The sequence below is a fragment of the Mycobacterium sp. IDUB_21 genome (assembly GCF_055419425.1).
The window spans coordinates 1-24,700 of sequence record NZ_JBVAXQ010000006.1 but is presented as its reverse complement, the minus strand read 5'-3'; the positions used below and the strand labels follow the sequence as shown (position 1 = coordinate 24,700).

Sequence of the window (24,700 nt, the reverse complement as noted above, 5' to 3'; positions counted from 1 at the left end):
GTTCGCCTCGCCAGGCGGCCGCCGGCAAGGTGCATCCCCGTCGCGGTGGTGGACACCTTAGGCCGGAGCCAAGGCGGTCCGGGCCGGATGGGCGGTGAGGATCGGGCTACGCACATATCTCAGCCAAGTCACCCCTGCGGCGCCGACGTAGCCCGTCAGGAAGATCCCGAACGCCGCCGTCGCTGAACCGCTGGACAGATACGACTGTCGCAGTGCCAGGTTGATACCGACACCGCCGAACGCGCCGATGGCACCGGCGAATCCGATCAACGCCCCCGACATGGCTCGTGACCACTGCCGACGGTCGCTCTCGCGGAGACCCAGCGCATGGCTGCGGGCCTCGAACACCGACGGGATCATCTTGTACACCGAGCCGTTGCCGATCCCGGACACGATGAACAACGCTACGAAGCCGATGACGTAACCCACCATGGTGGCGCTGGTGGTGGGGCCGCTGCGATGGTCGTCGAGGACGCTGACACCGACGAGCAGTCCCGCCGCCGCAAACATCCCGCCGAACGCCGCCAGGGTAACTCGGCCACCGCCGAGCCGGTCGGCTATCCGGCCGCCGACGATCCGTGCTACCGACCCCAGAAGCGGTCCCAGAAAGGCGATTTGAGCAGCGTGCAACGAGGCCTGCGCCGGGCTCTGACCGCTACCCACGAAGCTGATCTGCAGCACCTGGCCGAAGGCGAACGAGAACCCGATGAACGAGCCGAAGGTACCGATGTAGAGCAGCGCGATGATCCAGGTGTCGAGTACCGGCAGGATCGAGCGCATCGCACTCAGGTCGGCCCGGTGGTTGTCGAGATTGTCCATGAACAATGCTGCGCCGATTCCGGTGAGCGCAAGGAACACCAGATATGTCGCGCAGACCCAGTGCGGTTGCCGGTTGCCCGCGGTCGCCAACACCCCCAGCCCGATCAGCTGAATCAGCGGTACCCCGAGGTTGCCGCCGCCGGCATTGACCGCCAACGCCCAGCCCTTGAGCCGGTTCGGATAGAAAGCGTTCACGTTGGTCATCGACGCCGCGAAATTCCCACCGCCCAGACCGGTCAGGGCCGCACACGCCAGATACGGCCACAGCGGCAGTCCCGGATGGGCCAGCAGGCCCATCATCGCCACGGTCGGAATCAACAGGACCAGCGCTGAGAAGACCGTCCAATTGCGGCCGCCGAACGTCGCGGTGGCCAGCGAGTACGGGATGCGCAGCGCACCGCCGGCCAGGGTAGCGGTGGCCGCCAGGAGGAATTTGTCACCGGCGGTGAAGCCATACACCGACTCCGGCATGAACAGCACCATCACCGACCAGATCGACCAGATCGAGAAGCCGACATGTTCGGCGACTGTGGACCAGATCAGGTTGCGCCGGGCGATCTTGTCGTTACCGGCCGCCCAGGCCACGGTGTCTTCGGGATCCCAACCAGTGATGATGTGTGAACGAGCCATGTGGACACGGTAGGAATGTTTCGTTACCGGAAAGCTGCACCCGGTGTCCCCCCCGTGAACTTCTGCTCACGGGCCGGCGGCACGGATGTGAGACTCAACGTCGGGCCGACTGGGTGCGCCGGACAGAATCGCCCAGGCCATGCCGAATTTGGGCGATTTCACGTCTGTTCGCGATGGGGACGGCGGTAGGCTCACAATCGGTCCCGGTCCCCCCCACGACGGAGTCGGCAGATGAAGAAGTTCTCGCTAACAGCTCTGGCCCGCGAGCAACTCGACCGCGCCGGCACGGAATCCAGCGGCCGCAGTGCGACCACGGTGGTCGGGGGTCACGAATGTGTGTTGCGGCAGACCGTGATCGCGCTGCGCCGAGGGCAGACCCTCGATGACCATGACAACTCTTCCGACGACGCGACGTTGCATGTGCTCAGCGGCCGGATCAAGCTGACGGCCGGCGCCGACTCCTGGACCGGTCGAAGCGGCGACCTTTTGGTGGTGCCCGCCGCGGTACACGCGGTCAGCGCTCTGGAGGATTCGACGCTTTTACTGACTGTCGCCAAAAAGCCCTGACCGCACCGGAATCCGTGTTCGGGCGGTGATGAACCGGTCGGCGACGATCCGGGCGATGCCCGGGTGGGTGCCTAGTGGCTCGGTCACCAGATCCGCCCCGGTGTCGAGCAGTCGCCGCTGAAAGAGTCCATCGGCCAGCAGGTAAGAGGCGACCACCACTCGAGTCGCCCCCCGCCTGCGCGAGGCGGCCACGGCCTCGGAGACAGTGGGTCCGCCGGTGGCGGCGAACGCCACCTCGACGCGCGAGCCGAGCAGCCCCGACAGCATCTGCGCGGCCTGGTCCAGGTCGGCGCGCGCTGTCGCGTCCGACGAACCGGCCGCCGCGAGAACCACCGAGTCCCCGGGCCGCCAGCCCGCTTCGGACAGTCGCGCGGCGACCACGGCGGCCACGCGCGGGTCCGGCCCCAGTGCCGGTGTCATCGTGACGTCCGGGTGTCCGCTGGCCAAGACATGCGTGGGTACGTCGACCCCTACGTGATAACCGCGGGCCAGAAACGCCGGGACGACGATCGCCGGACGGCCGGTATCGGCTTCAGCGGCAAGGATCTCCGCCGGCGTGGGACCCAGCACGTCGACGAACGCCACCCGCACCGGCTGCGCCAGCAGTGCGCCGACCCGCTCGGCGAGTTCACCGATCATGACGACGCCCTCGGGCCGGCGGGTGCCGTGCGCGACCAGAATGGGGATCATGCGGCCCCCGGGTGGTCGTCGACCGCCAACCGATAGCCCCGCTTGACCACGGTGGCAACGATCTGACTGTCGCCCAACGCTGTTCGAAGCCGAAGCACCGCAGTGTCCACCGCATGTGTACTGCTGCCCCGTCCCGGCAGTGCGCGCAACAACGTGTCACGTGCCACGACGGTGCCCGGCTGGTGGGCCAGTACGCGCAGGGCGGCCAAGCCGGCAGGAGACACCGGCTTGATCAACCCGTCCACGAGTACCCGGCTGTCCTCAATCTCGATGAGGTGGCCGGCAGCCTGAACGGTGCTCATGTATAAGGTTTAGCGGCAATCGATTTCGTACGTGTTACCGAGCGGTTTCCAATCCGTTGCCCGGTTTGGGCAGCGGTTTCGGTCACACCGGCACCGTCTCGGCGTCACGGGCGGTCCGCGGGCTCGTCCCAGCCGGCATCCGCGGCGGCCGGCGAAGGTACATCACCCAGGTCAATGCGGCTGCGGCGCAATATGTCGCGAGGAAGATCCAGAAGGCGGGTGTCTCGGTGCCCGTGCTCGTGTAGGCCTGCCGCAAGGTCAGGTTGATGGCCACCCCGCCGAGGGCGCCGATCGCGGTGGCGAATCCGATCAACGCGCCGGAATGCGAACGCGCCCAGTGTCGGCGCTCGGCTTCACTGGCGTCCAGTGACCGGCTGCGGGCCTCGAAGATCGACGGGATCATCTTCAACACCGATCCGTTGCCCATCCCGGCCAGGATGAACAGCGCGATGAATCCGGCGATGTAGAGCACGACGGTGGATGAGGCGACCGTGCCGGGGGTGCGGTCATCGATGGTGCTGGTCACGGCCAGTACCGCGGCGGCCAGGATCATTCCGAGGAAGACGACGAAGGTGACCCGTCCGCCTCCGCGCCGGTCCGCCACCCGGCCCCCGTAGATGCGGGACAAGGCGCCCAACAGCGGCCCGATGAAAGCGATTCGGGCGGCGTACAATGAGGCCTCGGCGGGGTTGTGGCCGGTTTCCTCGAATGTGACGTGCAGCACCTGGGCGAACGCGAACGCGAAGCCGATGAACGAGCCGAAAGCGGCGCAGTACAGCAGCGAGACGACCCAACTGTCAGGTACCGACAGGATCGATCGGATACTGCCGACCTCTTTCGCACCGTGGTCGAGGTTGTCCATCCGCAGGGCTGCGCCGATGCCGACCAGGGCGAGCAGTACCAGGTAGACAGCGCAGACCAACTCCGGCTTGGTGTTGCCGACGGTGGCGAGGACCAACAGACCGACCAGCTGGATGGCCGCCACACCGAGGTTGCCGATACCGCCGCACAACCCGAGCGCAACCCCCTTGAGGCGTTGTGGGTAGAAGGCGTCGACGTTGGCCAGCGACGCCGCGTAGTTGCCGCCTCCCAGCCCGGTCAGGGCGGCACACACCACATACATCCAGAACGGTTGACCCGGGTTGACCAGCAACAACAAGGTACCGACGGTGGGTATCAGCAGGATCAGCGACGAAGACACCGCCCAGTCGCGACCGCCGAACTTGGCGGTGGCCGCCACATACGGAATCCGCGCACCCGCACCGACCAGGGTGGCGACGGCCGCGAGCAGCAGCTTGTCACCCGGCTTGATGCCGTAAACCGACTCCGGCATGAACAGCACGACCACCGACCACAGCGACCAGATGGAGAAGGCGACGTGCATGGTTGCCGTCGACCAGATCAGGTTGCGCCGCGCGACGGCTTTGTTGCCGTTCTCCCAGGCCGCGGAGTCCTCCGGGTCGAAAGCGCTGATATCTGCATGCGTCATTGACATCTCCTACCTCTGAGCCACCGCCGTGCCATGTTGCCGGTCGCAGCTGGTCGCCGTGCGAACATACCGAGTTGCTCTGGCAAGTTGCGGTGTAGAAGCTGTAAATGCCTTGGAGGACAACTCGGCTGGTACACGGACCGCGTCACGATTTGGTTCACGGTGTGGGCGGCGTCACGTATTAGGTGTGCGCGCAGCCTATTTCACAAAGGCGGTGTCAGCCGATCGGTAGCCAGCTGTTGACGGCGTGAGTGATCTGCAGGTACAGCGGAATGCCGATGGTCACGTTGTACGAGAACGTCAGCCCCAGGGATGCCGCGAGCGGCACCGTCGGACTGGCCTCGGGGATCGCGATTCGTTGCACCGCGGGTACGGCGATATACGACGCCGCGCCGCACAGCACGGCGAACAGCACGTAGCTGCCCGTCTCGAAGTGGGTGCCGGTGAGTTGCGCATAGAAGTGGATGATGAAAATCCCTGCTATGGCAAAGAGATTCGGAGCCAATAACCCGAACGCGATCAAACCGCGTCCCGCGGATCGTAGATCCTTCAGCTTGCGGGACGCCGTCATCCCCATCTCGAGCAGGAACAGGCACAGAATGCCCTGGAACGCCGTGACGAACACGTGGTCGCCGTCCTCGATGACGGAGGCACCCTGCAGGCGGCCGACAAAGCCGATGATGATCCCGCCGAAGAGCAGATACAGCCCCGGGTTGAGCAGTACTTCGCGCAGCAGCGGCGCGCTGACCGGTGCTGTCACCGTCGGCACCGAGTCGGCGCCGACCGAATCGGGATGCTCGCGCTTCTCCAGCGAGATCTCCAGTTCCTCTTCGACCTCCAGCTGGTGCTGGTTCGCGGGATGCTGTGCGCTCAACTGGGCGGCGGTGACCAATTCGAGGCGGGCCTTCGGGTTGTACCCGGGCTCGTCGGGCATGTTGCCCAGCGGGTCCATTCCGCGATCGCGCAGCCGGGCCACCAGCAGCAGTGCCACGATGCAGCCGGGGATCTCCATGATCGCCAGCATCACCGGCATGTAGGCGTCGAACGTGATGTCCAACGCGGCCAGCACGCCCAGGCAGGTGGCGAATGTGCCGGCCGAGTCCGACCCGTAGTAGCCGGCGACCGTGGCCTGATCGATTCGTCGCATCTTCGTCATCCGGGTCAGCAGCCCATAGGCGACGAATCCGATGATCAGGTTGGTGAAGAAGCCCAGGACGATGAAGCCCAGGACGCTGCCGATACTGGATGCGTCGATGGTGGCGAGCTCCTCGCCGCCACGCCAGCCGATTGCCAGCAGCAGGTACAAGGTCAAGCCCTGGTACAGCACGTAGGGGAACTCGAACTGGACCTTCAGAACGGGGATCAGGAAACCCATGTAGAAGAAGAGCAGCAGTGGTTTGAAGAGGTTGTGGGTGAAGTTGTGCCAGAACTCAAACAGCATGGGGTCTCCCGTGTCAGTATCCAGCGGCAAAGCGTACGTCGGGGGGCTGGCCGCTGACTCCCGTTCAAGGTACGGGTTTGCTGTGAGGGGCGCGACCGGAAGAAACTCCCGGCTACCAGACGTCGCCGTCGCGCCAGTCGCAAGCCAAAGCGGCGGTGGTGTCCAAATCCAGATCGACGGGCATCACGAACACGGTGCCGTCCTGATCCGGGGTGCGGATCGGCCCGGTCGGGGACAGTACCGAGGTCGGCCCACGCCACGGCAGCCAACCGCGGGTGGTGTAGAGCCGACGGCTGATGTCGCCCGAACTGAGCGCACCGAGTTCGAAGGCGCCGCGGATCACCTGTTCGCAGGCGTCCAGCACCGCGGTGGCCAGTCCCCGCCCGCGGTGGTCTTCACGCACGGCGACGGCTTCGACGTAGCCGCAGCGCAGGGATCTGCCGCGGTAGAGCAGTTGGCGGCGGATCACCGCACCGTGGGCGATCAGGGCACCGCGGTGCCAGATCAGGGCGTGCATCCCGCCCAGCGCGTGCTGCCAGTCGGCGTCGGAGAACGCGTCCCCGTAGGCTTCGATGACGAGCTGATGTGCGCCGCGGCGGGTCTCGTCGTCAAGGTCAGAGGTGTGGATCAGGCGTGCGGTCTGGACCTTGCCGGGCACCCGCCGGCCTACCAGCTCGCGTGGGTGGACGGGTGCTGGTGTGGCCGCGACCAGTGCATCCGCACGGTCTGTCCGGGCCTGACCTGGCCCAGCATGTCGATGTCCTCCTCGACTACCACGCCGACCACCGGATAGGCGCCGGTAACCGGGTGATCCGGGCCGAGGATGATCGGAAAGCCGTTCGGCGGAACCTGGATTGCGCCACGATCGGCGCCTTCAGCGGGCAGTTGCCGGTCCGGCCACCGGTATTCCAGTGGCAACCCGACCAATCGCATCCCGGCGCGGTCGCTGTTGTTGGTCACCAGCCAGTTGGTGCGCACCATGACGTCGGGGTCGACGAACCAATCGTCGCGGGGACCCGGGGTCACCCGCAGCTCGACGACGTCGTCCGGGATCGTCGCCACCGGCGCCTGGTCGATCTCGGGGTAGTCGCCGGTCCCTTTGCCGATCTGCAAGACATCGCCGGCGCGCAACGGTGCCGGTCCGATCGCGGCCATCACGTCGTAGCTGCGCGAGCCCAGCACCGGTGTGGCATCGATGCCCCCACGTACCGCCAGATACGTTCGCAGCCCCGAGCGCGGGGTGCCCAGCGAGATCACCTGTCCGTCATGAACGCGCTGAATACTGTTGGTGCCGAACGTGACTCCGTTAACCTCCGGGTCGGTATCGGCGCCGGTGACCGCGATGTCGACGTCGCCGCCGTGGACTTGCGCGGAGAGTCCGCCGAACGCCACCTCGATGGTGGCCCGATCGTCGGGGTTGGCCAGCAAACGGTTGGCCAGCGTGTGCGACCGGCGGTCGGCGGCCCCGGATCGGGTGACACCGAGATGGCCCAGCCCGGCCCGGCCGAGGTCTTCGACCAGGGCCAGCGGGCCGGTGCGCAGTATCTCCAACGTGGTCATGTGATCCTCCCGTTCCCGAGTCACGTCGCCGTCATGCGGCCCGGAATTGCACTGTCAGGCCCGGAGTCAGCAGCGCGGGGTCGGGCCGTTCCAGGTCCCACAGCACCGCGTCGGTGCGGCCGATCAACTGCCAGCCGCCCGGCCACTGGCGCGGGTAGATACCACTGAACCGGCCGGCCAGCGCCACCGAGCCGGCCGGAACGGCGTCCCGCAGATCGGCGCGGCGCGGCACCTCCAGTCTCGGGTCGCCGCCGATCAGATAGGCGAAACCCGGTGTGGAGCCACCGAATCCGACCCGCCAGGGCGTTTCGGTGTGGGCGTTGATCACCTGCGCAACACTCAATCCGGTGCGCTCGGCCACCTCGGAGAGGTCGGGGCCGTCGTAGACCACGTCGATCACCACGTCGACCGCGGCGTCGTGTGCGGTGGTCGCGATCTCGTCCGCTTCGACGGTCAGCTTGGCCAGCCGCTGACGGACGCTGCCCTGGTAGCCGGGCGCGGCCAGTTTCACCAACACGGTGTGTGACGCCGGGACGATGTCGACCACCCCGGGCAGCGCGGCGGCGCTCAGGGCTGTGGTCCACGCCAGCACCTCGGCGGTGCGATCGAACTGCAACAGCAACGCGCAGTCGCCGTAGTCGAGGATGCCGGCGGTCTTGGGGAGATCCGTGAAATCCAGTGTCGCGCTCATATCCCCGACCGTAGTCGTGGAAAGTGATCCAGGCCACAATTCTGCGGGCTATGCCAGAGGGGTCTTACCGAATTTGCAGAGTTCAGACCGGGTCGACCGCGCGGCCGAGGTGGGCCATGAGTCGGATGGTCGGTGTGGCGTCGGCCGGCGCCGGTTTCGCCGGACCGAATGCGCCCGGTCGCCGCATCAACGACTCGGGCAGTGGGTCGATCAGCCCGCGGCACAGTGCGATCAACTCCTCGGGCAGTTCGATCGACCGGCCCTGCGCGCGGTGTACGTCCCAGCTGTGCAGTGCGAGGTCGGCGACCGGAAAGATCAGCGCACGCCGCAGCGGGACCTCGCCCTCCGGAGCAGGCACTATGGCGTCCCAGTCGGCGCGGGGCAGGGCCTCGCCCAGGCGTGCCGTGAACTCGCGGAGGCGCCCGGCCGGATCCTCCGACACCCAGTCGGCCGGTTGGGACGGGCCGGTCCAGATCTCGCCGCCTTCGACGAGGGTGACGATCTTTGCGGCGCTGCCGGTGGCATGGCCCACCACCTCGCCCACGTTCCAGTCCTCGAGGTTGGACGGTTGGTTCCACGCTTCCGGCGGTGTCTGCTCCACCGCGTCGATGAGCAACTGGATCGCTTCGGCGGCCAACCTGCCGATCGGGTCGGTCATCAGTTATCCGATCACTTTGGCGATCAGTCCGGGCACCTGCTCGGCCACCAGCGGGTAGCTCAGCGGGGAGGCGAAGGCGAGCGCCCCGGCCTGGTCTTTGGTGGTGAAGACGCTACGTGACTCCAGCGCCGCGATGTCGGGATCAGCGAGCAGCGCGGTGCGTTCCTCGTCGCTCTCGGTGGTCCAGATCAGCACGTCGGCGCCGCCCAGCACGGGACCGAGCCGGTCGTGCTCGATCAGCGCGGGAGCATCGGCCACGGTCAACCCCATCTGGGAGAGGAACTCGGTGCGCCAACCGGTGGTGGCGGCCACAAATCTGTTCTCGGGGCCGCCCTCGAGGCGGCCCGCCAGTAGCAGCGCCTTCTTGTCTTTGAAGCCGGGGTGCGCGGTGGCCACGTCGGCGAACTTGGTGTCGACGCCGTCGATGAGCGACTGCATCTGGGCAGGCTGGTGGACGGCTTTGCCGATGGCGGCGGCCTGGGTCTTCCAGGGCTCGAAGAATGCGTCGCCGTTCGACTGCGGGACGGTCGGCGCGATCGCCGACAGCGTCTGGTAGGTGTCGGCGTCCACGCCGGCGTTGGTCGCGATGATCAGATCCGGCTTGAGTTCGGCGATCTGCTTGACCGCAATCCCGTTGTCCAAGTCCAGCACCGCGGGCTTGGCGTCACCGAGGCGTCGCTGCGCCCAGGGCCACACCGCGAACGGCTGGTCGCCGAACCAGTTGGTGACCGCGATGGGTACGACGCCCAGCGCGAGCAGATCGTCCTGCCCGGTATAGCCGGCGCAGACAACCCGCTTGGGTGGTTGCGGGACGGTGGTCGCACCGAAGACATGGGTGATGGTGACCGGTCCGGGCGCCCCGGCATCGTCGTGCTCGTCCGACGAACAGGACGCCAGCAGCGCGGCGGCTCCTGCTGTGCCGCAGAGGCCGAAGAAGCCTCGTCGGCTCCACTGGTCGCGCATCGCGTGAGATTAACGCTGATCAACGAGGTTCGCCATACCCGCCGCCGCCGGGAGTCTGGATCTCCAGCACATCGCCGGGTGCCATGTCGGTCGCGTCGCAGCCGGCCAGTTCGGTGACCGCACCGTTGGCGCGCGCCACCCGATTGCTCCCCAGCTTCCCGGGCAATCCGCCGGCCATGCCGTAGGGCGCCTCGGTTCGATGTCCCGATAGGACACTGACGGTCATCGGCTCGAGGAATTCGATCCGGCGCACGCCGCCGTCTCCGCCGTGCCAGCGGCCGGCCCCACCGCTGCCGTGCCGGATTGAGTACTCGCGCAACAACACCGGGAAACGCATCTCCAGCACCTCGGGATCGGTGAGCCGGGAGTTGGTCATATGGGTCTGCACCACCGAGGCGCCGGCAAAGCCGTCGCCGGCACCGGAACCGGAGCCGAGTGTCTCGTAGTACTGGTGGTCGGCATTGCCGAACGTGACGTTGTTCATCGTCCCGGACCCTTCGGCCTGCGCGCGCAGCGCGGCCAGCAGCGCCCCGGTGATCGCCTGGGAGGTTTCGACGTTTCCGGCCACCACCGCGGCCGGGTAGCCCGGAGCCAGCATCGTCTTGTCCGGGATCGTGATGTGCAGCGGGCGCAGACACCCGTCGTTGATCGGGATGTCGTCGACTACCAGGGTGCGAAACACATAGAGCACCGCGGCGGTGGCCACCGACGAGGGTGCGTTGAAGTTCGTCGTCAGCTGAGGCGAGGTTCCGTCGAAGTCGATGGTGGCGCTGCGGGTGGCCCGGTCGACGGTCACCCGCACCGCGATCGTCGCCCCGGAGTCCATCACATAGCGGTATGCGCCGTCGTCGAGTGAGTCGATGACGCGGCGCACCGCCTCCTCGGCGTTGTCCTGGACGTGGCGCATGTAGGCCTGTACGACATCCAGGCCGAAATGTCCGATCATGGCCCGGATCTCGTCGATCCCCTTCTGGTTGGCCGCAATCTGAGCCCGCAGGTCGGCGAGGTTGGTGTCGGGGCTGCGCGAAGGGAATCGTCCCCCGGCGAGCAGCGAACGGGTCTGTGCTTCGCGGAATTGCCCGTCGTCGACCAACAGCCAGTTATCGAACAGCACGCCTTCCTCGTCGACGGTTTTGCTGTCGGCTGGCATGGAACCCGGTGTGGTACCACCAATTTCGGCGTGGTGACCGCGCGAGGCCACGAAGAACAACACCTGCTGTCCGGTTTGATCGAAGACCGGGGTCACGACGGTGATGTCCGGCAGGTGAGTTCCGCCGTGGTACGGGTCGTTGACCGCGTAGACCTGGCCGGCCCGCATCTGCCCGGCCCGCCGCGCAATCACCTCTTTGACCGTCGCGCCCATCGATCCCAGGTGCACCGGAATGTGCGGGGCGTTGGCGACCAGGTTGCCGTCCGCATCGAACAGCGCGCAGGAGAAGTCCAGCCGCTCTCGGATATTCACCGATTGAGCGGTGGCCTCCAGTCGGGTGCCCATCTGCTCGGCGATGGCCATGAACAGATTGTTGAAGATCTCCAGCAGCACCGGATCGGCTTCGGTCCCGGCATCGTCGCGAGCCGCCGCGGCCGTCCGTTGCAGCATCAGCTGTCCGTCGGCGGTCAGGCCGGCCTGCCAACCGTCGTCGACGACGGTGGTGGCGTTGTCCTCGGCGATGATGGCCGGCCCGGCCACGACGTCGGCGGAGGTGATCGCCTCCCGCCGGTAGAGCGGCGCATCATGCCAACTGCCGGCGGTGTACAGTCGAACGACTTCGGTTGTGCGGCAGTCGGGTTCGGAAGCCACCCGGTGGGCCAGGTCGGGTTGTTCGGTGCGGCCCGTCGCCTCGACCTCGACCGCTTCGGCGATCAGCGGACGGTCCATCAGGAACGAGTACATGCTGCGGTGGACGTTTTCGAATGCCGCCTTCATCTGTGCGACGCCGTCGAATTCGACCGGGATCGAGGTATCAGTGCCCTGGTAGCGCAGGTGAACCCGACGAGTCACCTGGATCCGGTCGGACGGAACGTCCTGGTCGGCAAGGGTGGCGCGGGCTTGCTGCTCCAGGTCGTCGGCAACGTCACCCAGTTCGAGCGCGGCCGAGTCCAGCCGGGTCTCTATCGCCCGCTCCCGGATCACGGTGGCGTCGGCCAACCCGATGCCCAGCGCGGACAGCACACCGGCCATCGGCGGTACCAGCACCGTGCGGATGCCGAGTTCGTCGGCGACCGCGCACGCGTGCTGTCCACCTGCGCCGCCGAAGGTGGTCAGTGCGTAGCGGGTGATGTCGTAGCCCTTGGCCACCGAGATCTTCTTGACCGCGTTGGCCATGTTCGCCACCGCGATGCGCAGGAATCCTTCGGCGATCTGCTCGGGGGCGCGGTCTGCGAAAACCTCGCCGGTGGCCGAACGGATTGCGACGGCCAGATCGGCGAAGCCCCGTCGCACCGCCGTCGCATCCAGCGGCTCGTCGCCGGCCGGTCCGAACACCGCCGGAAAATGCGTCGGCTGGATGCGTCCGAGCAACACATTGGCGTCGGTGACGGTCAGCGGGCCGCCGCGCCGGTAGCAGGCCGGTCCCGGATCGGCGCCCGCGGACTCCGGCCCCACCCGAAACCGGCTGCCGTCGAAGTGCAGGACCGATCCGCCACCGGCGGCGACGGTGTGGATGTGCAGCATCGGGGCTCGCAGCCGCACCCCGGCGACCTCGGTGGTGAACACCCGCTCGTAACCGCCCGACTCGACGCTGTAGTGCGAGACGTCGGTGGAGGTTCCGCCCATGTCGAACCCCACCACCGAGTCGAACCCGGCCAGCGCCGACATCCGGACCATGCCCACGATCCCGCCGGCCGGCCCGGACAGGATCGCGTCCTTTCCGCGGAAGTGGTCGGCGGCCGCCAGCCCGCCGTTGGATTGCATGAACATCAGCCGCACTCCGCTGAGCTCGTCGGCCACCTGCGCGACATAGCGGCGCAGGACCGGCGACAGGTAGGCGTCGACCACTGCGGTGTCGCCGCGCGGAATCAGCTTCGGCAGCGGGCTGACATCGCACGACAGCGAGATCTGGGTGAAGCCCAGCTGCTCGGCCAGGGCGCCGACCGCCCGTTCGTGCGCCGGGTTCCGATAACTGTGCAGGCACACCACCGCGAGTGCGCGGATACCGTCGGCGCGGGCGGAGCGCAGCTGGTAGGCCAAGGACTCCAGATCCGGGGCGCGAAGTACCGTCCCGTCGGCGGCCACCCGCTCGTCGACCTCGACAGTCCGCTCGTAGAGCTGCTCGGGCAGCATGATGTGCCGGTCGAAAATACGGGGACGGTTCTGGTAGGCGATGCGAAGGGCGTCGCCGAAGCCGCGGGTGATGACCAGCAGGGTGCGTTCCCCGCCACGCTCCAGCAGTGCATTGGTGGCCACTGTCGTGCCCATCCGCACCGCATCGACGAGGCCGGGCGGAATCGGTGCGTCGTCACAGATCTGCAGCAGGGCACGGATTCCGGCCACCGCGGCGTCCCGGTACTGCGACGGATTCTCCGAGAGCAGTTTGTGGGTGACCAGATGTCCATCGGGCCGCTTCGCCACGATGTCGGTGAAGGTGCCGCCCCGGTCGACCCAGAACTGCCACTTACCCGACACGGTTCACATTCTGCTTCGTCAGTAGAGATACCGCGAACTCGGCGTAGACGTGCGCGGTCTCCTCGGGAGTCGCGGGCCCGGCAGCATTGAACCACTGCGGCAGCGATGTGCACATCGTTGCGATGGCGCGTCCGGCGATCCGGCGTTCCGCGGCATCGGCGAGGACAGTCTCGGCGCCACCGACGCCATCCTTCGATGCCCGGTCGATGGCGCCATCGAGTATGTGCTGCACTCTGTTTCGGGACTCGGCAACGCGCTGCCGATTCACCGGCGTCAGGCTGCGCATCTCGCTGGCCCCGATGAAAGCCAGCTTCTGGCGGTGGGTGTGGAACAGTGCCAGGGCTTCGACGATGCGCCGCACCTCGTCGATCCCGGTTGACGCATCGGTGCGGGCGGAATCGACACGCCAGTGCAATTCGGTCATGGTCGCATCCAGTATCGCGACCAGAAGCGTCTGCTTATCGGGGTAATGGTGGTAGATGCCGGGAACGCTCATGCCCGCGCGTGACGCCACATCCCGCATAGTGCTGCCGTGGTAGCCGGTGTCCACGAAAGCGTCGATCGCCGCGCTCAGGACACCGTCCAGCATCAAGGGTGGGAATGTTCGCCAGTCGCGGCCTGGAAACCCCGGATCCTCGGCGCACCGGGTTCTTGCCGAACGCGTTGCAGGTACTCCGATGGTGCCCTCGAGGATCTGGGCGGGAGTCACGCCCAGTGCCTGCGCGTACTGCTGCAGACGCGTCACCGAGATTCCGGTCTTGCCGTTTTCGACTGCACTGACGGTGGCCGCGCTGACCCGCAGGTGCTGCGCCAACTCTCGGACGGTCAGACCCCGCGCCTGACGTGCGGCACGGATCGCGTCCCCGCACGATCTCACCATGTCGACCTCCGTGTTCAGAAAAACTGAACTATAGTCCCCACCGCCCCGCCCCATTGACATTCTGTTTTGACTGGCAGTCGCCTTCTGTGTAACAGTCCGTACTGTTCGGGCCGAGTGATCGGTCGGTCAATCGAGGGTGCTGATGGAGTGACATGGCAATCGAGCTGAGCTACTCGCCGGACGTGACGGCGCTCGTCGAACGGACGCGAGAGTTCATCGAAGACGTAGTTCTGCCGGTCGAGGACCGGCACGGCGGGGATATCACCGCGGCCGGCGGCGACGCCGTGATCAAGGAGATGCAGGCGGCGGCTCGGCAAGCCGGGGTGTTCGCGCCGCACGCTCCCGTCGAATACGGCGGCCTTGGTCTGAACATGTCCGACCGTGCGCCGGTGTTCGAGGCCGCCGGATATTCACTGTTCGGCCCGGCCGCGGTGAATATCGCAGCCCCGGACGAGGGCAACGTACATCTGCTGGCGGAGGTGGCCAGCACCGAGCAGAAGGCGCGCTACCTGGCTCCGCTGGCGGCCGGTGACGTCCGGTCCGCCTTTGCGATGACCGAACCGGCGCCGGGTGCGGGTTCGGATCCGGCAGCGCTGACGACCACGGCGGAACGCCGGTCGGGAGACTGGTACATCACCGGCCGCAAGTGGTACATCACCGGTGCGGACGGCGCCGCGTTCTTCATCGTGATGGCCCGGACATCCGGGGAGACCGGGCAGCGTGGCGGCGCCACCATGTTCCTGGTTCCCGCCGACACGGCCGGCCTGACCGTCGGCCGGCATATACCGACCCTCGACCGGTCCATGGTCGGTGGCCATTGCGAGGTGCTCTTCGACGACGTTCGGGTTCCCGAAGACGCGGTGCTCGGCGAGGTGGATCGCGGGTTTGAGTACGCCCAGGTCCGCCTTGGGCCCGCGCGCATGACCCATGTCATGCGGTGGTTGGGCGCGGCACGTCGCGGGCACGACACCGCACTGGCCCATGTCGTGGGACGCCGGGCGTTCGGCTCGGCGCTCGGTGATCTGGGCATGATCCAGAGCATGGTGGCCGACAACGAGATCGACATCGCCGCCAGCCGGGCTCTGCTGGTGCGGGCATGCTGGGAATTGGATCAGGGCGACAATGCCGGGGACGCCACGTCGATCGCCAAGACTTTCGCCGCCGAGGCGATCTTCCGCATCGTCGACCGCAGTGTGCAGATGTGCGGTGCGCTCGGCGTCACCGAGGATCTGCCGCCGGCGCGGCTCTCCCGGGAAGTGCGTCCGTTTCGGGTTTATGACGGCCCCTCGGAGGTGCACCGCTGGGCCATCGCCAAACGTCGTATCGGCGCGGCCCGGCGAGCACTCGAGGCGACCCAGCAGTGACGGTCGAAGGGCTGGATGCCGTCGCGTTGCGTCAGTACTTCATTGACAGCGACATTCCGGTTCAGGGCGACCTGACCATCGAACTGATCGCCGGGGGGCGATCGAATCTCACCTTCAAGGTCAGCGACGAGGCCTCGGATTGGGTCGTCCGCAGGCCTCCGCTCGGTGGCCTCACACCGTCGGCTCACGACGTGGGCCGCGAATTCGTGGTCACCCGGGCGTTGTACGGCACTGGGGTGCCGATCGCCCGGCCCATGGCGTTCGATGCTGACGGGACGGTGTGCGGTGCGCCGTTGACCGTGACGGAGTTCGTGACCGGCCGGGTCTACCGGCACAAGGACGATCTGGACGCCTTGTCGGACGCGGAGCTGGCCGCCAACGCCTCGGCGCTGGTGCGGATACTCGTCGACCTCCACGCGGTCGACTACCGTGCCGCGGGGCTCGAATCCTTCGGCAGGCCGGACGGGTTCCTGGAGCGCCAGGTGCGACTGTGGGCCCGCCAGTGGGAGCTGGTCAAGACCCGCGAGACGGACGCTGCGCTGACAGATGACGTGGCGCAGCTGGCCGCCTCGCTGGCCGCCGCCGTTCCGCAGACCCCGCAACCATCGGTGGTGCACGGCGACTTCCGCATCGACAACACCATCTGCGATCCAGAGCAGCCGAACGTCATCCGGGCAGTCGTGGACTGGGAGCTGTCGACCCTCGGTGACCCGCTCACCGATATCGCCCTGATGTGCGTCTATCGGTCACCCGCATTCGACCTCGTCTTCGGCCACCCCGCGGCCTGGACCAGTTCTCGATTGCCCTCTGCCGACGCCCTCGCCGAGGAGTACGCGCAACTCTCCGGTCGCGACCTGGGGGAGTGGAACTTCTATCTGGCGCTGGCGAACTTCAAAATCGGGGTTATCGCCGCAGGAATCACCCACCGGGCGCAACACGGTGCGAAGGATGTGCAGAATGCCGGTGAAGCGGCGCAGGCCGCACCGGAATTCATTGCGGCGGCACGAAAAGCATTGGGCTGAAGAAGCGAGAAAGGTGAGTCGAGTGGGAGTACTGGACAAGTTCCGCATGGACGGCCGGGTGGCAGTGGTGACCGGGGCATCCTCTGGTCTGGGCGTGCATTTCGCCAGGGCCTTCGCCGAGGCCGGCGCTGATGTCGTGCTGGCGGCGCGGCGGGTGGACAAACTCGCAGACGTCGCCGAACTGGTCGCGACGACGGGACGCGCGGCACTGCCGGTGGCGACTGATATCGCCGACCCGGCTGCGGCGACCCGCATGGTCCAGGCCGCGATGGAGCGGTTCGGCCGGGTCGATGTGCTGATCAACAACGCCGGTGTCGGAACGGCGCACCCGGCCACCCGGGAGACGCCGGAGCAGTTCCGCGAGGTGATCGACATCAATCTCAACGGGGCCTACTGGGCTGCGCAGGCCTGCGGCCGGGTGATGGAACCGGGCTCGTCGATTGTCAACATCTCCAGCATCCTGGGTCTGACGACTGCTGGACTGCCGCAAGCAGCGTATGCGGCCAGCAAGGCCGGGCTCATCGGACTGACGCGAGACTTGGCTCAGCAGTGGGGGAGCCGGAAGGGCATTCGGGTCAACGCGATTGCGCCCGGCTTCTTCGAATCTGAGATGACTGAGCAGTACCGTCCGGGCTACCTGGACAGCGTCTCCCACCGTATCGTGCTGGGCCGGATGGGGTACCCCGAGGAACTCGCGGCCACGGCGGTGTGGCTGGCCTCCGACGCCGGCGGCTACGTCACCGGGCAGACCATCGCTGTCGACGGCGGCTTCACGATCAACTGAGTCAGTCCGCAACGTCGGAGAACCGGATCGGGTCCTCCGGGCGGTCGTAATGCGCGTACCGCGCTTCCTCTTTGGTCGCATCGTCATACCCGCTGAACTGCACCGAGAGGTCGTCGGCAAAGAGCAGCAACTGCTTGGACTTCAGTATCTGCGGGTCGTCGATGTCGAAGACCCGCGGCGGCGCGTCGTCCAGCGCTCTTTGCAACCGGGCCAGGACGGCCTCGTGGCCGGGGCGGAACGGTTGCAGGGCGGCTGCTACGCCCGCCGGCTCCGCCCGCGCGAGCTCGGGGCCTTCCTCGCGGGTTTCAATGTTGAAGTCCCGGATCACCAGGTAGAAGGTCACGGTGGTGAGGCTACTGCGCGACGGTCAGTTGAACACCCACCACTCCGCGCAGTTCGCGCCGGCACGCGGTGTCGGGTCACATGTGAGAGGCGGTCAGGCGGCCACCAGTGAGGCGAGCTGCGCATCTTCGGGGTGCCGTCCGGCGGTTGCTCGAAGGCTGCTGACGACCGGCGGGCCTTGCGGTCCCAATCCGCGTACAGCTCCCGGGTGTGCGGATCGAGGAACAACATGCGGGTCAGGTTGGGTCGGCCGACAGAACGGTCGGGGCGCAGCGGTCGATGTGTCCCGCAAGAAGCAAGTGGCCCAGCGGATTCCAGGTCAGCACGTCGGCGCGACGGCCCAGCACCAGTGCGGGAGTGTTCTCGAACGAGCGCAGCAGATCCCGCGTCCACGGGTGGATGCGCTCGATCGGGGGGCGCTTCAGGGGCTTGGTGTCGTTCGCGCACACCGGTGGTCCGGGCTGGCCCCCGCTCGGGCGTTCGCCGATGCGGCACCTAGGTATCCTGCGCTGATGAGCGTCGATGCGGAGAGCTTCGCCGACCTGCTGATCAATCGGCTCGGCGACCCGAACCCGGGCCTGCGCACCCGGACGCAGGATTGGACCTGGGACGAGGTGGTGCGCGAGTCCGCGGCGCGCGCCGCGTTGGCGTCCTCGTTGCGCCGCAACCGGTTTCCCGAGGGCCCGTTCCATATCGGCGTCCTGCTGGACAACACCCCCGATTTCGTGTTCTGGCTCGGCGCCGGCGCGCTGGCCGGCGCGGCCATCGTCGGGATCAACCCCACCCGCGGGGACTCCGAGATGGCCGCGGAGATCCGCCACGCCGACTGCCGGCTGATCGTCACCGACGCCTCCGGATCAGACCGGTTGCGGAGCCTGGACCACAGCCTGGATCCCGACCGCCTGTTGGTGATCGACGACCCGGCCTACACCGAACTGGTCGAGGCACACCGGGTGTCGCAACCGGCCGCTGCACCGGGAGTCGGCCCGGAGTCGTTGCAGTTGCTGCTGTTCACCTCCGGCACCACCGGCGCGTCGAAGGCGGTCAAGTGCAGCCAGGGTCGGCTGGTCCGGATCGCCCAGATGGCCACCGCCAAATTCGGGCATGTGCGCGCGGATGTCGACTACTGCTGTATGCCGCTGTTCCACGGCAACGCGATCATGGCGCTGTGGGCGCCGGCATTGGCCAACGGGGCCACGGTCTGCCTGATACCCAAATTCTCTGCGTCGCAGTTCTTGGCCGACGTGCGCTATTTCGGTGCGACGTTCTTCACCTACGTGGGCAAGGCGATGGGCTACCTGCTGGCCACCGAGGAGCGTCCCGACGATGCCGACAACACCCTGGTCCGTGGATTCGGCACCGAGGCGTCGCCGCAGGATCAGGCGGAGTTCCTCCGCCGGTTCGGCGCCGTGCTGCATGAGGGCTACGGGTCCAGCGAGGGTGGCAATGCCGCGCTACCCGACCCGGCGGCGCCGCCCGGCGCGTTGGGCCGTCCGGCGCACCCCGGCATCGCCGTCGTCGACCCGCAGACCCGCGCTGAGTGTCCCGCTGCGGTCCTCGACGTACACGGCCGGGTGACCAACGCCGACGACGCGGTCGGCGAGATCGTCGACAAGACCGGTGCCCGCGACTTCGAGGGGTACTACAAAAACGACGTCGCCGACGCCGAGAAGGTTCGCGACGGCTGGTACTGGACCGGCGATCTCGGCTACCGCGACGAGGCCGGCTTCCTGTACTTCGCCGGCCGGCGCGGCGACTGGATCCGGGTCGACGGCGAGAACACCTCGGCGCTGACCATCGAACTGGTGCTGCGCAGGTACCCGCTGATCATCAGCGCCGGTGTGTACGCGGTGCCCGACCCCCGCTCCGGTGATCAGGTGATGGGCGCGATCGAGGTCGCCGATCCCGACGGCTTCGATGTGGCGGAGTTCGCGGCGTACCTGGGCGCCCAGGCCGACCTGGGCAGCAAGGGCACACCGCGGTTCCTGCGGATCTCGGCCGGCCTGCCGGTCACGGGTTCGAACAAGGTGCTCAAACGCGAGCTGCAGGCCCAACGCTGGCAGACCGACGATCCGGTATACCGCTGGGCCGGGCGGAGCGGGCCGGTCTACACCCGGATGACCGACGACGACAAGCGATCCCTGGACGCTGAATTCGCGTCCTACGGGCGGCAGAGCTACCTGCGAGGCGAAGGACGAAGCGAGGGATGACGGGGCCCTAGAGCTGTTTGCCCCGCGTCGCCTTCCAGGGGCTGTAGTCGGCGATCAACTCCTCCTGCGGTGGGCGCTGCCCGGCCGGGATGTGCTGCAGGTTGATCCGGACCCGGTAGAAGATCGAGCTCGGACCGCGCATGCCGTCGAGCAGCACATCGTCGGGCGTCAGCAGTTTCGCTGCCGCGGTGTGCCGCTCGCGCCAGAGGTCCAGCGCGGCCGTCGCCTCGTCGCGGGTTTTGGTGCGGGCGATCTCGATCAATGGCAGCGGTGAGGTGCGCCGGCCGTCGACGTTCTTCCGCGCACCGCGCGGCGCCCTCTCCGCCGGGCCCTGCTCTTCGGCCAGTTCCAGCAGCGGCTCCAACCCGCCGCTCGTGTCGTCCATGCAGGCCCACGGGTCACCGATCTGTGCGACCCGCTCCGGCACGGTCGCCATTGTGAACGCCGCCGGATCGGACTCGGGGACTTCCTCCCAATACAGCGGTGTGGACACCCGAGCGTCGGCGGTGGCACGCACCGAGTAGGCCGAGGCGACCGTGCGGTCCTTGGCGTTCTGGTTGAAGTCCACGAACACCCGGGCGCCCCGCTCTTCTTTCCACCATCTGCTGGTGGCCGACTGCGGTGCCCGCCGCTCGATCTCGCGGGCCACCGCCTGCGCTGCCAGCCGAACCTGGCCGAACTGCCAGCGCGGCGCGATCCGCGCGTAGATGTGCATGCCCCTGGATCCGGAGGTCTTCGGCCAGGCCGTCAGCCCGTGATCGGCCAGTACGTTGCGGGCCAGCAGTGCCACCTCAACGATCTGCGGCCAGCCGACGCCGGGCATCGGATCGAGGTCGACCCGAAGCTCGTCGGGGTGGTGCAGGTCGGCGGCGAGCACCGGGTGGGGGTTGAGATCCACGCAGCCCAGGTTGATCACCCAGGCCAGCCCGGCCGCATCGTCGACGACGACCTCTTGCGCCGACCGCCCGGAGGCATAGCGCAGTTCGGCGACCGATACCCAGTCCGGACGGTTGGTCGGTGCCCGCTTCTGGAAGACGGCTTCGGCATCGATGCCGTCGACGAAGCGCTTGAGGATCATCGGCCGCCCGGCCACCCCCCGCAGCGCGCCGTCGGCCACCGCCAGGTAATAGCGAATCAGGTCCAGCTTGGTGTGTGGGGCGGCGCCGTCGCGACCGGGGAACACCACCTTGTCCGGGTGGGTAACCGCCACCCGGTGTCCCGCCACGTCCAGCGATAACCCGCCGGCCATGACAGCCATGCTAACGAATGAGGTCGAATCCGCTGCCCGGCAGCGACCTGAGTCACATAAGGTTGGGCCATGGCTAAGCTCACCGACCTGCCAAGTCAGGCCGTCACCACGCTGGGTCGCTACCTCGAACGCGGTAACGCCGAGCTGCACTATTTGCGCAAGGTCTTCCAATCCGGTGCCCTGAAACTGGAGTCACCGCGAATCATCGCGAACGCGATCTCCGACGGGGCCCGCTGGGGCGAGCTGGGGATGATTCCGGCGCTGAACGCCCGCCGTAACCCGAACGGCCTCGCCGTCATCGACGACGACGGCAGCATCACGTTCAAAGAGCTGGACGACGCCGCCAACGCGGTGGCCAACGGCCTGGTCGCGATGGGCGTACAGGGCGGCGACGGCGTGGCGATCCTGGCCCGCAACCACCGCTGGTTTCTGATCGCCAACTACGGCTGCGCCCGGGTCGGCGCCCGGCTGATCCTGCTGAACAGCGAATTCTCCGGCCCGCAGATCAAGGACGTCTCCGAGCGCGAGGGCGCCAAACTGATCATCTACGACGACGAGTACACCGCAGCGGTCGCGCAGGCCGACCCGCCCTTGGGCAAGTTGCGGGCGCTGGGTGTCAACCCGGACGCCGCAGATTCGTCCGGCAGCTCCGACGAGACGCTGGCGCAGCTGATCGCCCGCAGCAGCAAGGCACCCGCACCGAAGGTCACCAAGCACGCTTCGATCATCATCTTGACCTCCGGCACCACCGGCACCCCCAAGGGCGCCAACCGCAGCACCCCGCCCACGCTGGCACCGATCGGCGGAATCCTGTCGCACGTCCCGTTCCGCGCCGGTGAGGTGACGTCGCTGCCGTCGCCGATGTTCCACGCACTGGGTTACCTGCACGGCACCCTGGCGATGTTCTTCGGCTCGACGCTGGTGCTGCGACGCCGGTTCAAGCCGGCCACCGTGTTGGAGGATCTGGAAAAGCACAAGGTGACGGCCATGGTCGTCGTTCCGGTCATGTTGTCCCGGATCCTCGACCAGTTGGAGAAGACCAGCCCCAAACCGGATCTGTCGCACCTGCGGATCGTGTTCGTCTCCGGTTCGCAGCTCGGGGCCGAGTTGGCCTCCCGGTCGATGAAGGACCTGGGGCCGGTGATCTACAACATGTACGGCTCCACCGAGGTCGCGTTCGCCACGATCGCGGACCCGGCCGACCTGCAGTTCAACGCGGCGACAGTGGGCCAGGTGGTCAAGGGCGTCAAGGTCAAAATCCTCGACGACAACGGCCATGAGCTGCCGCAGGGTGAAATCGGGCGGATCTTCGTCGGCAACTTCTTCCCGTTCGAGGGCTACACCGGTGGCGGTGGCAAGCAGATCATCGACGGGCTGTTGTCGTCGGGGGATGTCGGCTACTTCGATGAGCGCGGGCTGCTCTACGTCAGCGGCCGCGACGACGAGATGATCGTGTCCGGCGGCGAGAACGTCTTCCCGGCCGAGGTCGAAGACCTGATCAGCGGACACCCCGACGTGATCGAGGCGACCGCGCTGGGTGTCGACGACAAGGAGTGGGGCGCGAGGCTGCGTGCCTTCGTGGTCCGCAAGGAAGGCTCCAGCGTCGATGAGGACGCCATCAAGGTGTACGTGAAGGAACACCTGGCCCGCTACAAGGTGCCGCGTGAGGTGGTGTTCCTCGACGAGCTGCCGCGCAACCCCACCGGCAAGATCCTCAAGCGCGAACTCCGCGACCTGTAAGGCTCAGTTCCTCCCGCGAGCAGACAGAGAATCGCATGCGGGAGTCCCCGCGAGTGCGATTCTGTGTCTGCTCGGCGGGTTATACACAGCGGTGACTGGCTGCTGCTTCGGAAGCTCCGCAGACTGCGGGGATGTATGCGGAGGCCCTGGCCTTACTTCACGAAGCCGGCGGCTTCGCGACGACCCAACAGTTGTTGACGGTGATGACCCGCCAGCAACTCGACGTCCAGGTGCGCAACGGCGGACTGGTCCGGGTCTGGTACGGCGTTTACGCCGCGGCGGAGCCCGACCTGGTTGGGCGTCTGCGCGCGCTTGACCTGCTTATGCGGCAGCCGGCAGTTGCCTGCATGGGAACCGCAGCTCGGCTCTATGGCTTTGACACCGAGAACACGACCGCAATTCATGTCCTGGACCCCGGCGTGCGGATGCGACCGACCAGAGGTCTGATGGTGCATCAGCGGATCGGAGCCCCATTGCGTTCGGTCGCAGGTCGTCTTGCCACAGCTCCGGCTTGGACCGCGGTTGAGGTGGCGCGCGAACTGCGGCGGCCCCGCGCGCTCGCAACGCTCGACACCGCATTGCATTCGGGCTGGTGTTCGTCGCGCGAGCTTGAGCAGGCGGTACTCGAGCAGCGAGGCCGGAGCGGCATCATCGCAGTGCGTGACCTGCTGCCCTACGTCGACGGGCGCGCTGAGTCGGGTATGGAAAGTGAAGCGCGGCTGGTGATGATCGATTACGGCGTGCCGATGCCCGAGCTTCAGTACCCGATCTACGGACGTGACGGCCAGATATGGCGCGCCGATTTCGCTTGGCCGGATGTGATGGTAGCCGCCGAGTACGAGAGCATCGACTGGCACGCAGGTGGTCCCGCGATGCTGCGTGACAGGATCCGCATCGCCGGCATTCAGGATGCCGGCTGGACGTCGATTCCCATCGTCGCCGACGATGTCCGGCGTCATCCCGCCCGGTTGGCTGATCGGATTACCCGCCAGTTGTCCCGCTCCCGGCTGGCGAGCTGACCAACCCATTGCGCGGCGGAAAGGGATTAGTCAGTCGAAACCGGTTGTGCCGTCGAGCTGTTCGCGCAGAATGTCGATCTGTCCGCAGTGCCGGGCGGTCTCCTCGATCATGTGGACATAGATCCAGCGCAGTGAGACTCGGCCGAGGCGACGGTGCGGCACCGTGTGGTCCAGCGGATAGTCCGCGGCGATCTGCCGGGACTGTTCGCACTGCTGTTGGTAGTCACCGACCAGAGTTGTCAGCAGCTCTTCCTCGGCGAGTTCGAACTCCCACTCCCGGTCATGCGGGCGCCGATTGTCGTCCAGGCGTTCTTGCAGCAACTGCTCGAACCAGCCGTACTCGGCCCAGCGCAGGTGTTTGACCAGACCGCCCACCGTCGTCGCCGAAGGAACGAGGTGCTGGCGGGCGTCGCTCTCGGAGAGCCCGGATGCCTTGCGCACCACGATGTCCCGGTAGTCGTCCAGGAATGCCTCGAGCGTTTCGCGTTCGCCGGAGGCGGCCAGGCCACGGCGGCCGGGAGGTGCGTCGGTCACCGCGGCGACGCTACCACTGCCGAGCAGACACAGAATCGCACGCGCCCCTCTTTGCCAGTCTGGTTGTGAGTCAGTCGGCTCGCATTCAGTGGAGGGAGTGGTCGTTGTCGATCAGTGCAGG

General features: G+C 67.1%; 23 protein-coding genes and 1 pseudogene. 7 read left to right on the top strand and 17 right to left on the bottom strand.

The window, feature by feature from the left end; translation table 11 throughout:
- Window positions 1-57: 57 nt before the first annotated feature.
- A complete protein-coding gene (locus ACZYY4_RS10930) occupies window positions 58-1,449 on the bottom strand; it encodes a nitrate/nitrite transporter (protein WP_463810014.1) in 1,392 nt (463 codons plus the stop codon).
- A 231-nt stretch (window positions 1,450-1,680) separates the two neighbouring features.
- On the opposite strand from ACZYY4_RS10930, the gene ACZYY4_RS10925 reads away from it, so the two are divergent.
- On the top strand, window positions 1,681-2,016 hold the full coding sequence (locus ACZYY4_RS10925) for a cupin domain-containing protein (RefSeq protein ID WP_463810013.1): 336 nt from the start codon (window positions 1,681-1,683) through the stop codon (window positions 2,014-2,016).
- Here ACZYY4_RS10925 and ACZYY4_RS10920 read toward each other — a convergent pair.
- From ACZYY4_RS10920 to ACZYY4_RS10870, 11 genes and pseudogenes are all read right to left on the bottom strand, one after another.
- Window positions 1,990-2,706 carry a sirohydrochlorin chelatase gene (locus tag ACZYY4_RS10920; RefSeq protein WP_463810012.1) on the bottom strand — a complete coding sequence of 239 codons (717 nt, stop codon included), beginning with the start codon at window positions 2,704-2,706 and terminating at the stop codon, window positions 1,990-1,992. The two genes, ACZYY4_RS10925 and ACZYY4_RS10920, sit on opposite strands and share 27 nt — an antisense overlap.
- Window positions 2,703-3,002: pseudogene (locus ACZYY4_RS10915) on the bottom strand (winged helix-turn-helix domain-containing protein); the annotation flags it as partial. The gene ACZYY4_RS10920 and the pseudogene ACZYY4_RS10915, both read right to left, overlap by 4 nt.
- A gap of 88 nt (window positions 3,003-3,090) precedes the next feature.
- Window positions 3,091-4,497 (bottom strand): MFS transporter, encoded by a 1,407-nt coding sequence (locus ACZYY4_RS10910; RefSeq protein ID WP_463810011.1) that lies wholly within the window; start codon window positions 4,495-4,497, stop codon window positions 3,091-3,093.
- A 217-nt stretch (window positions 4,498-4,714) separates the two neighbouring features.
- Complete coding sequence (locus tag ACZYY4_RS10905) at window positions 4,715-5,938, bottom strand: sodium-dependent bicarbonate transport family permease (RefSeq protein WP_463810010.1); 1,224 nt, start codon at window positions 5,936-5,938, stop codon at window positions 4,715-4,717.
- A 112-nt stretch (window positions 5,939-6,050) separates the two neighbouring features.
- Entirely contained in the window at window positions 6,051-6,611 is a 561-nt protein-coding gene (locus ACZYY4_RS10900) for a GNAT family N-acetyltransferase (protein ID WP_463810206.1), read from the bottom strand.
- On the bottom strand, window positions 6,605-7,498 hold the full coding sequence (locus ACZYY4_RS10895) for a 5-oxoprolinase/urea amidolyase family protein (protein ID WP_463810009.1): 894 nt from the start codon (window positions 7,496-7,498) through the stop codon (window positions 6,605-6,607). Before ACZYY4_RS10895 ends, ACZYY4_RS10900 begins: the two co-directional genes overlap by 7 nt.
- Before the next feature lie 31 nt (window positions 7,499-7,529).
- A complete protein-coding gene (locus ACZYY4_RS10890; RefSeq protein ID WP_463810008.1) occupies window positions 7,530-8,189 on the bottom strand; it encodes a 5-oxoprolinase subunit B family protein in 660 nt (219 codons plus the stop codon).
- Between the two features lie 82 nt (window positions 8,190-8,271).
- Complete coding sequence (locus ACZYY4_RS10885; RefSeq protein WP_463810007.1) at window positions 8,272-8,847, bottom strand: TIGR03086 family metal-binding protein; 576 nt, start codon at window positions 8,845-8,847, stop codon at window positions 8,272-8,274.
- A 3-nt stretch (window positions 8,848-8,850) separates the two neighbouring features.
- Entirely contained in the window at window positions 8,851-9,810 is a 960-nt protein-coding gene (locus ACZYY4_RS10880) for an ABC transporter substrate-binding protein (RefSeq protein ID WP_463810006.1), read from the bottom strand.
- 19 nt (window positions 9,811-9,829) lie between these two features.
- A complete protein-coding gene (locus ACZYY4_RS10875) occupies window positions 9,830-13,435 on the bottom strand; it encodes a hydantoinase B/oxoprolinase family protein (RefSeq protein WP_463810005.1) in 3,606 nt (1,201 codons plus the stop codon).
- Window positions 13,425-14,315, bottom strand: a complete 891-nt coding sequence (locus ACZYY4_RS10870; protein ID WP_463810004.1) for a TetR family transcriptional regulator — start codon at window positions 14,313-14,315, stop codon at window positions 13,425-13,427. The genes ACZYY4_RS10875 and ACZYY4_RS10870 overlap by 11 nt, the downstream gene beginning before the upstream one ends.
- A 152-nt stretch (window positions 14,316-14,467) precedes the next feature.
- On the opposite strand from ACZYY4_RS10870, the gene ACZYY4_RS10865 reads away from it, so the two are divergent.
- Genes ACZYY4_RS10865 through ACZYY4_RS10855 form a run of 3 tightly spaced genes read left to right on the top strand, consistent with a single transcriptional unit; the run spans window position 14,468 to window position 17,485 of the window.
- Window positions 14,468-15,679 carry an acyl-CoA dehydrogenase family protein gene (locus ACZYY4_RS10865; protein WP_463810003.1) on the top strand — a complete coding sequence of 404 codons (1,212 nt, stop codon included), beginning with the start codon at window positions 14,468-14,470 and terminating at the stop codon, window positions 15,677-15,679.
- Complete coding sequence (locus tag ACZYY4_RS10860) at window positions 15,676-16,701, top strand: phosphotransferase family protein (RefSeq protein WP_463810002.1); 1,026 nt, start codon at window positions 15,676-15,678, stop codon at window positions 16,699-16,701. Before ACZYY4_RS10865 ends, ACZYY4_RS10860 begins: the two co-directional genes overlap by 4 nt.
- A gap of 22 nt (window positions 16,702-16,723) precedes the next feature.
- Window positions 16,724-17,485, top strand: a complete 762-nt coding sequence (locus tag ACZYY4_RS10855; RefSeq protein WP_463810001.1) for an SDR family NAD(P)-dependent oxidoreductase — start codon at window positions 16,724-16,726, stop codon at window positions 17,483-17,485.
- A gap of 1 nt (window position 17,486) precedes the next feature.
- On the opposite strand, the gene ACZYY4_RS10850 is transcribed toward ACZYY4_RS10855, so the two are convergent.
- The 3 genes from ACZYY4_RS10850 to ACZYY4_RS10840 are packed head-to-tail and all read right to left on the bottom strand — an operon-like array spanning window position 17,487 to window position 18,276.
- A complete protein-coding gene (locus tag ACZYY4_RS10850) occupies window positions 17,487-17,828 on the bottom strand; it encodes a hypothetical protein (protein WP_463810000.1) in 342 nt (113 codons plus the stop codon).
- Entirely contained in the window at window positions 17,825-18,145 is a 321-nt protein-coding gene (locus ACZYY4_RS10845; protein WP_463810205.1) for an MmyB family transcriptional regulator, read from the bottom strand. The genes ACZYY4_RS10850 and ACZYY4_RS10845 overlap by 4 nt, the downstream gene beginning before the upstream one ends.
- Window positions 18,064-18,276 carry an MmyB family transcriptional regulator gene (locus tag ACZYY4_RS10840; RefSeq protein ID WP_463809999.1) on the bottom strand — a complete coding sequence of 71 codons (213 nt, stop codon included), beginning with the start codon at window positions 18,274-18,276 and terminating at the stop codon, window positions 18,064-18,066. The genes ACZYY4_RS10845 and ACZYY4_RS10840 overlap by 82 nt, the downstream gene beginning before the upstream one ends.
- Window positions 18,277-18,339: 63 nt before the next feature.
- Here ACZYY4_RS10840 and casI point away from each other — a divergent pair, with 63 nt between their 5' ends.
- Window positions 18,340-20,037, top strand: a complete 1,698-nt coding sequence (gene casI / locus ACZYY4_RS10835) for a steroid-22-oyl-CoA synthetase (protein WP_463809998.1) — start codon at window positions 18,340-18,342, stop codon at window positions 20,035-20,037.
- A 7-nt stretch (window positions 20,038-20,044) separates the two neighbouring features.
- Here casI and ligD read toward each other — a convergent pair whose 3' ends face one another.
- Window positions 20,045-21,295 carry a non-homologous end-joining DNA ligase gene (gene ligD / locus ACZYY4_RS10830; RefSeq protein WP_463809997.1) on the bottom strand — a complete coding sequence of 417 codons (1,251 nt, stop codon included), beginning with the start codon at window positions 21,293-21,295 and terminating at the stop codon, window positions 20,045-20,047.
- Window positions 21,296-21,355: 60 nt separating this feature from the next.
- On the opposite strand from ligD, the gene fadD2 reads away from it, so the two are divergent.
- Window positions 21,356-23,026 carry a long-chain-fatty-acid--CoA ligase FadD2 gene (fadD2, locus tag ACZYY4_RS10825; protein WP_463809996.1) on the top strand — a complete coding sequence of 557 codons (1,671 nt, stop codon included), beginning with the start codon at window positions 21,356-21,358 and terminating at the stop codon, window positions 23,024-23,026.
- Between the two features lie 131 nt (window positions 23,027-23,157).
- The gene (locus tag ACZYY4_RS10820) at window positions 23,158-24,045 is read left to right on the top strand and encodes a hypothetical protein (RefSeq protein WP_463809995.1); all 888 of its coding nucleotides are present in this window, start codon (window positions 23,158-23,160) and stop codon (window positions 24,043-24,045) included.
- A gap of 30 nt (window positions 24,046-24,075) precedes the next feature.
- On the opposite strand, the gene ACZYY4_RS10815 is transcribed toward ACZYY4_RS10820, so the two are convergent.
- The gene (locus tag ACZYY4_RS10815; protein WP_463809994.1) at window positions 24,076-24,579 is read right to left on the bottom strand and encodes a DinB family protein; all 504 of its coding nucleotides are present in this window, start codon (window positions 24,577-24,579) and stop codon (window positions 24,076-24,078) included.
- Between the last annotated feature and the right edge of the window lie 121 nt (window positions 24,580-24,700).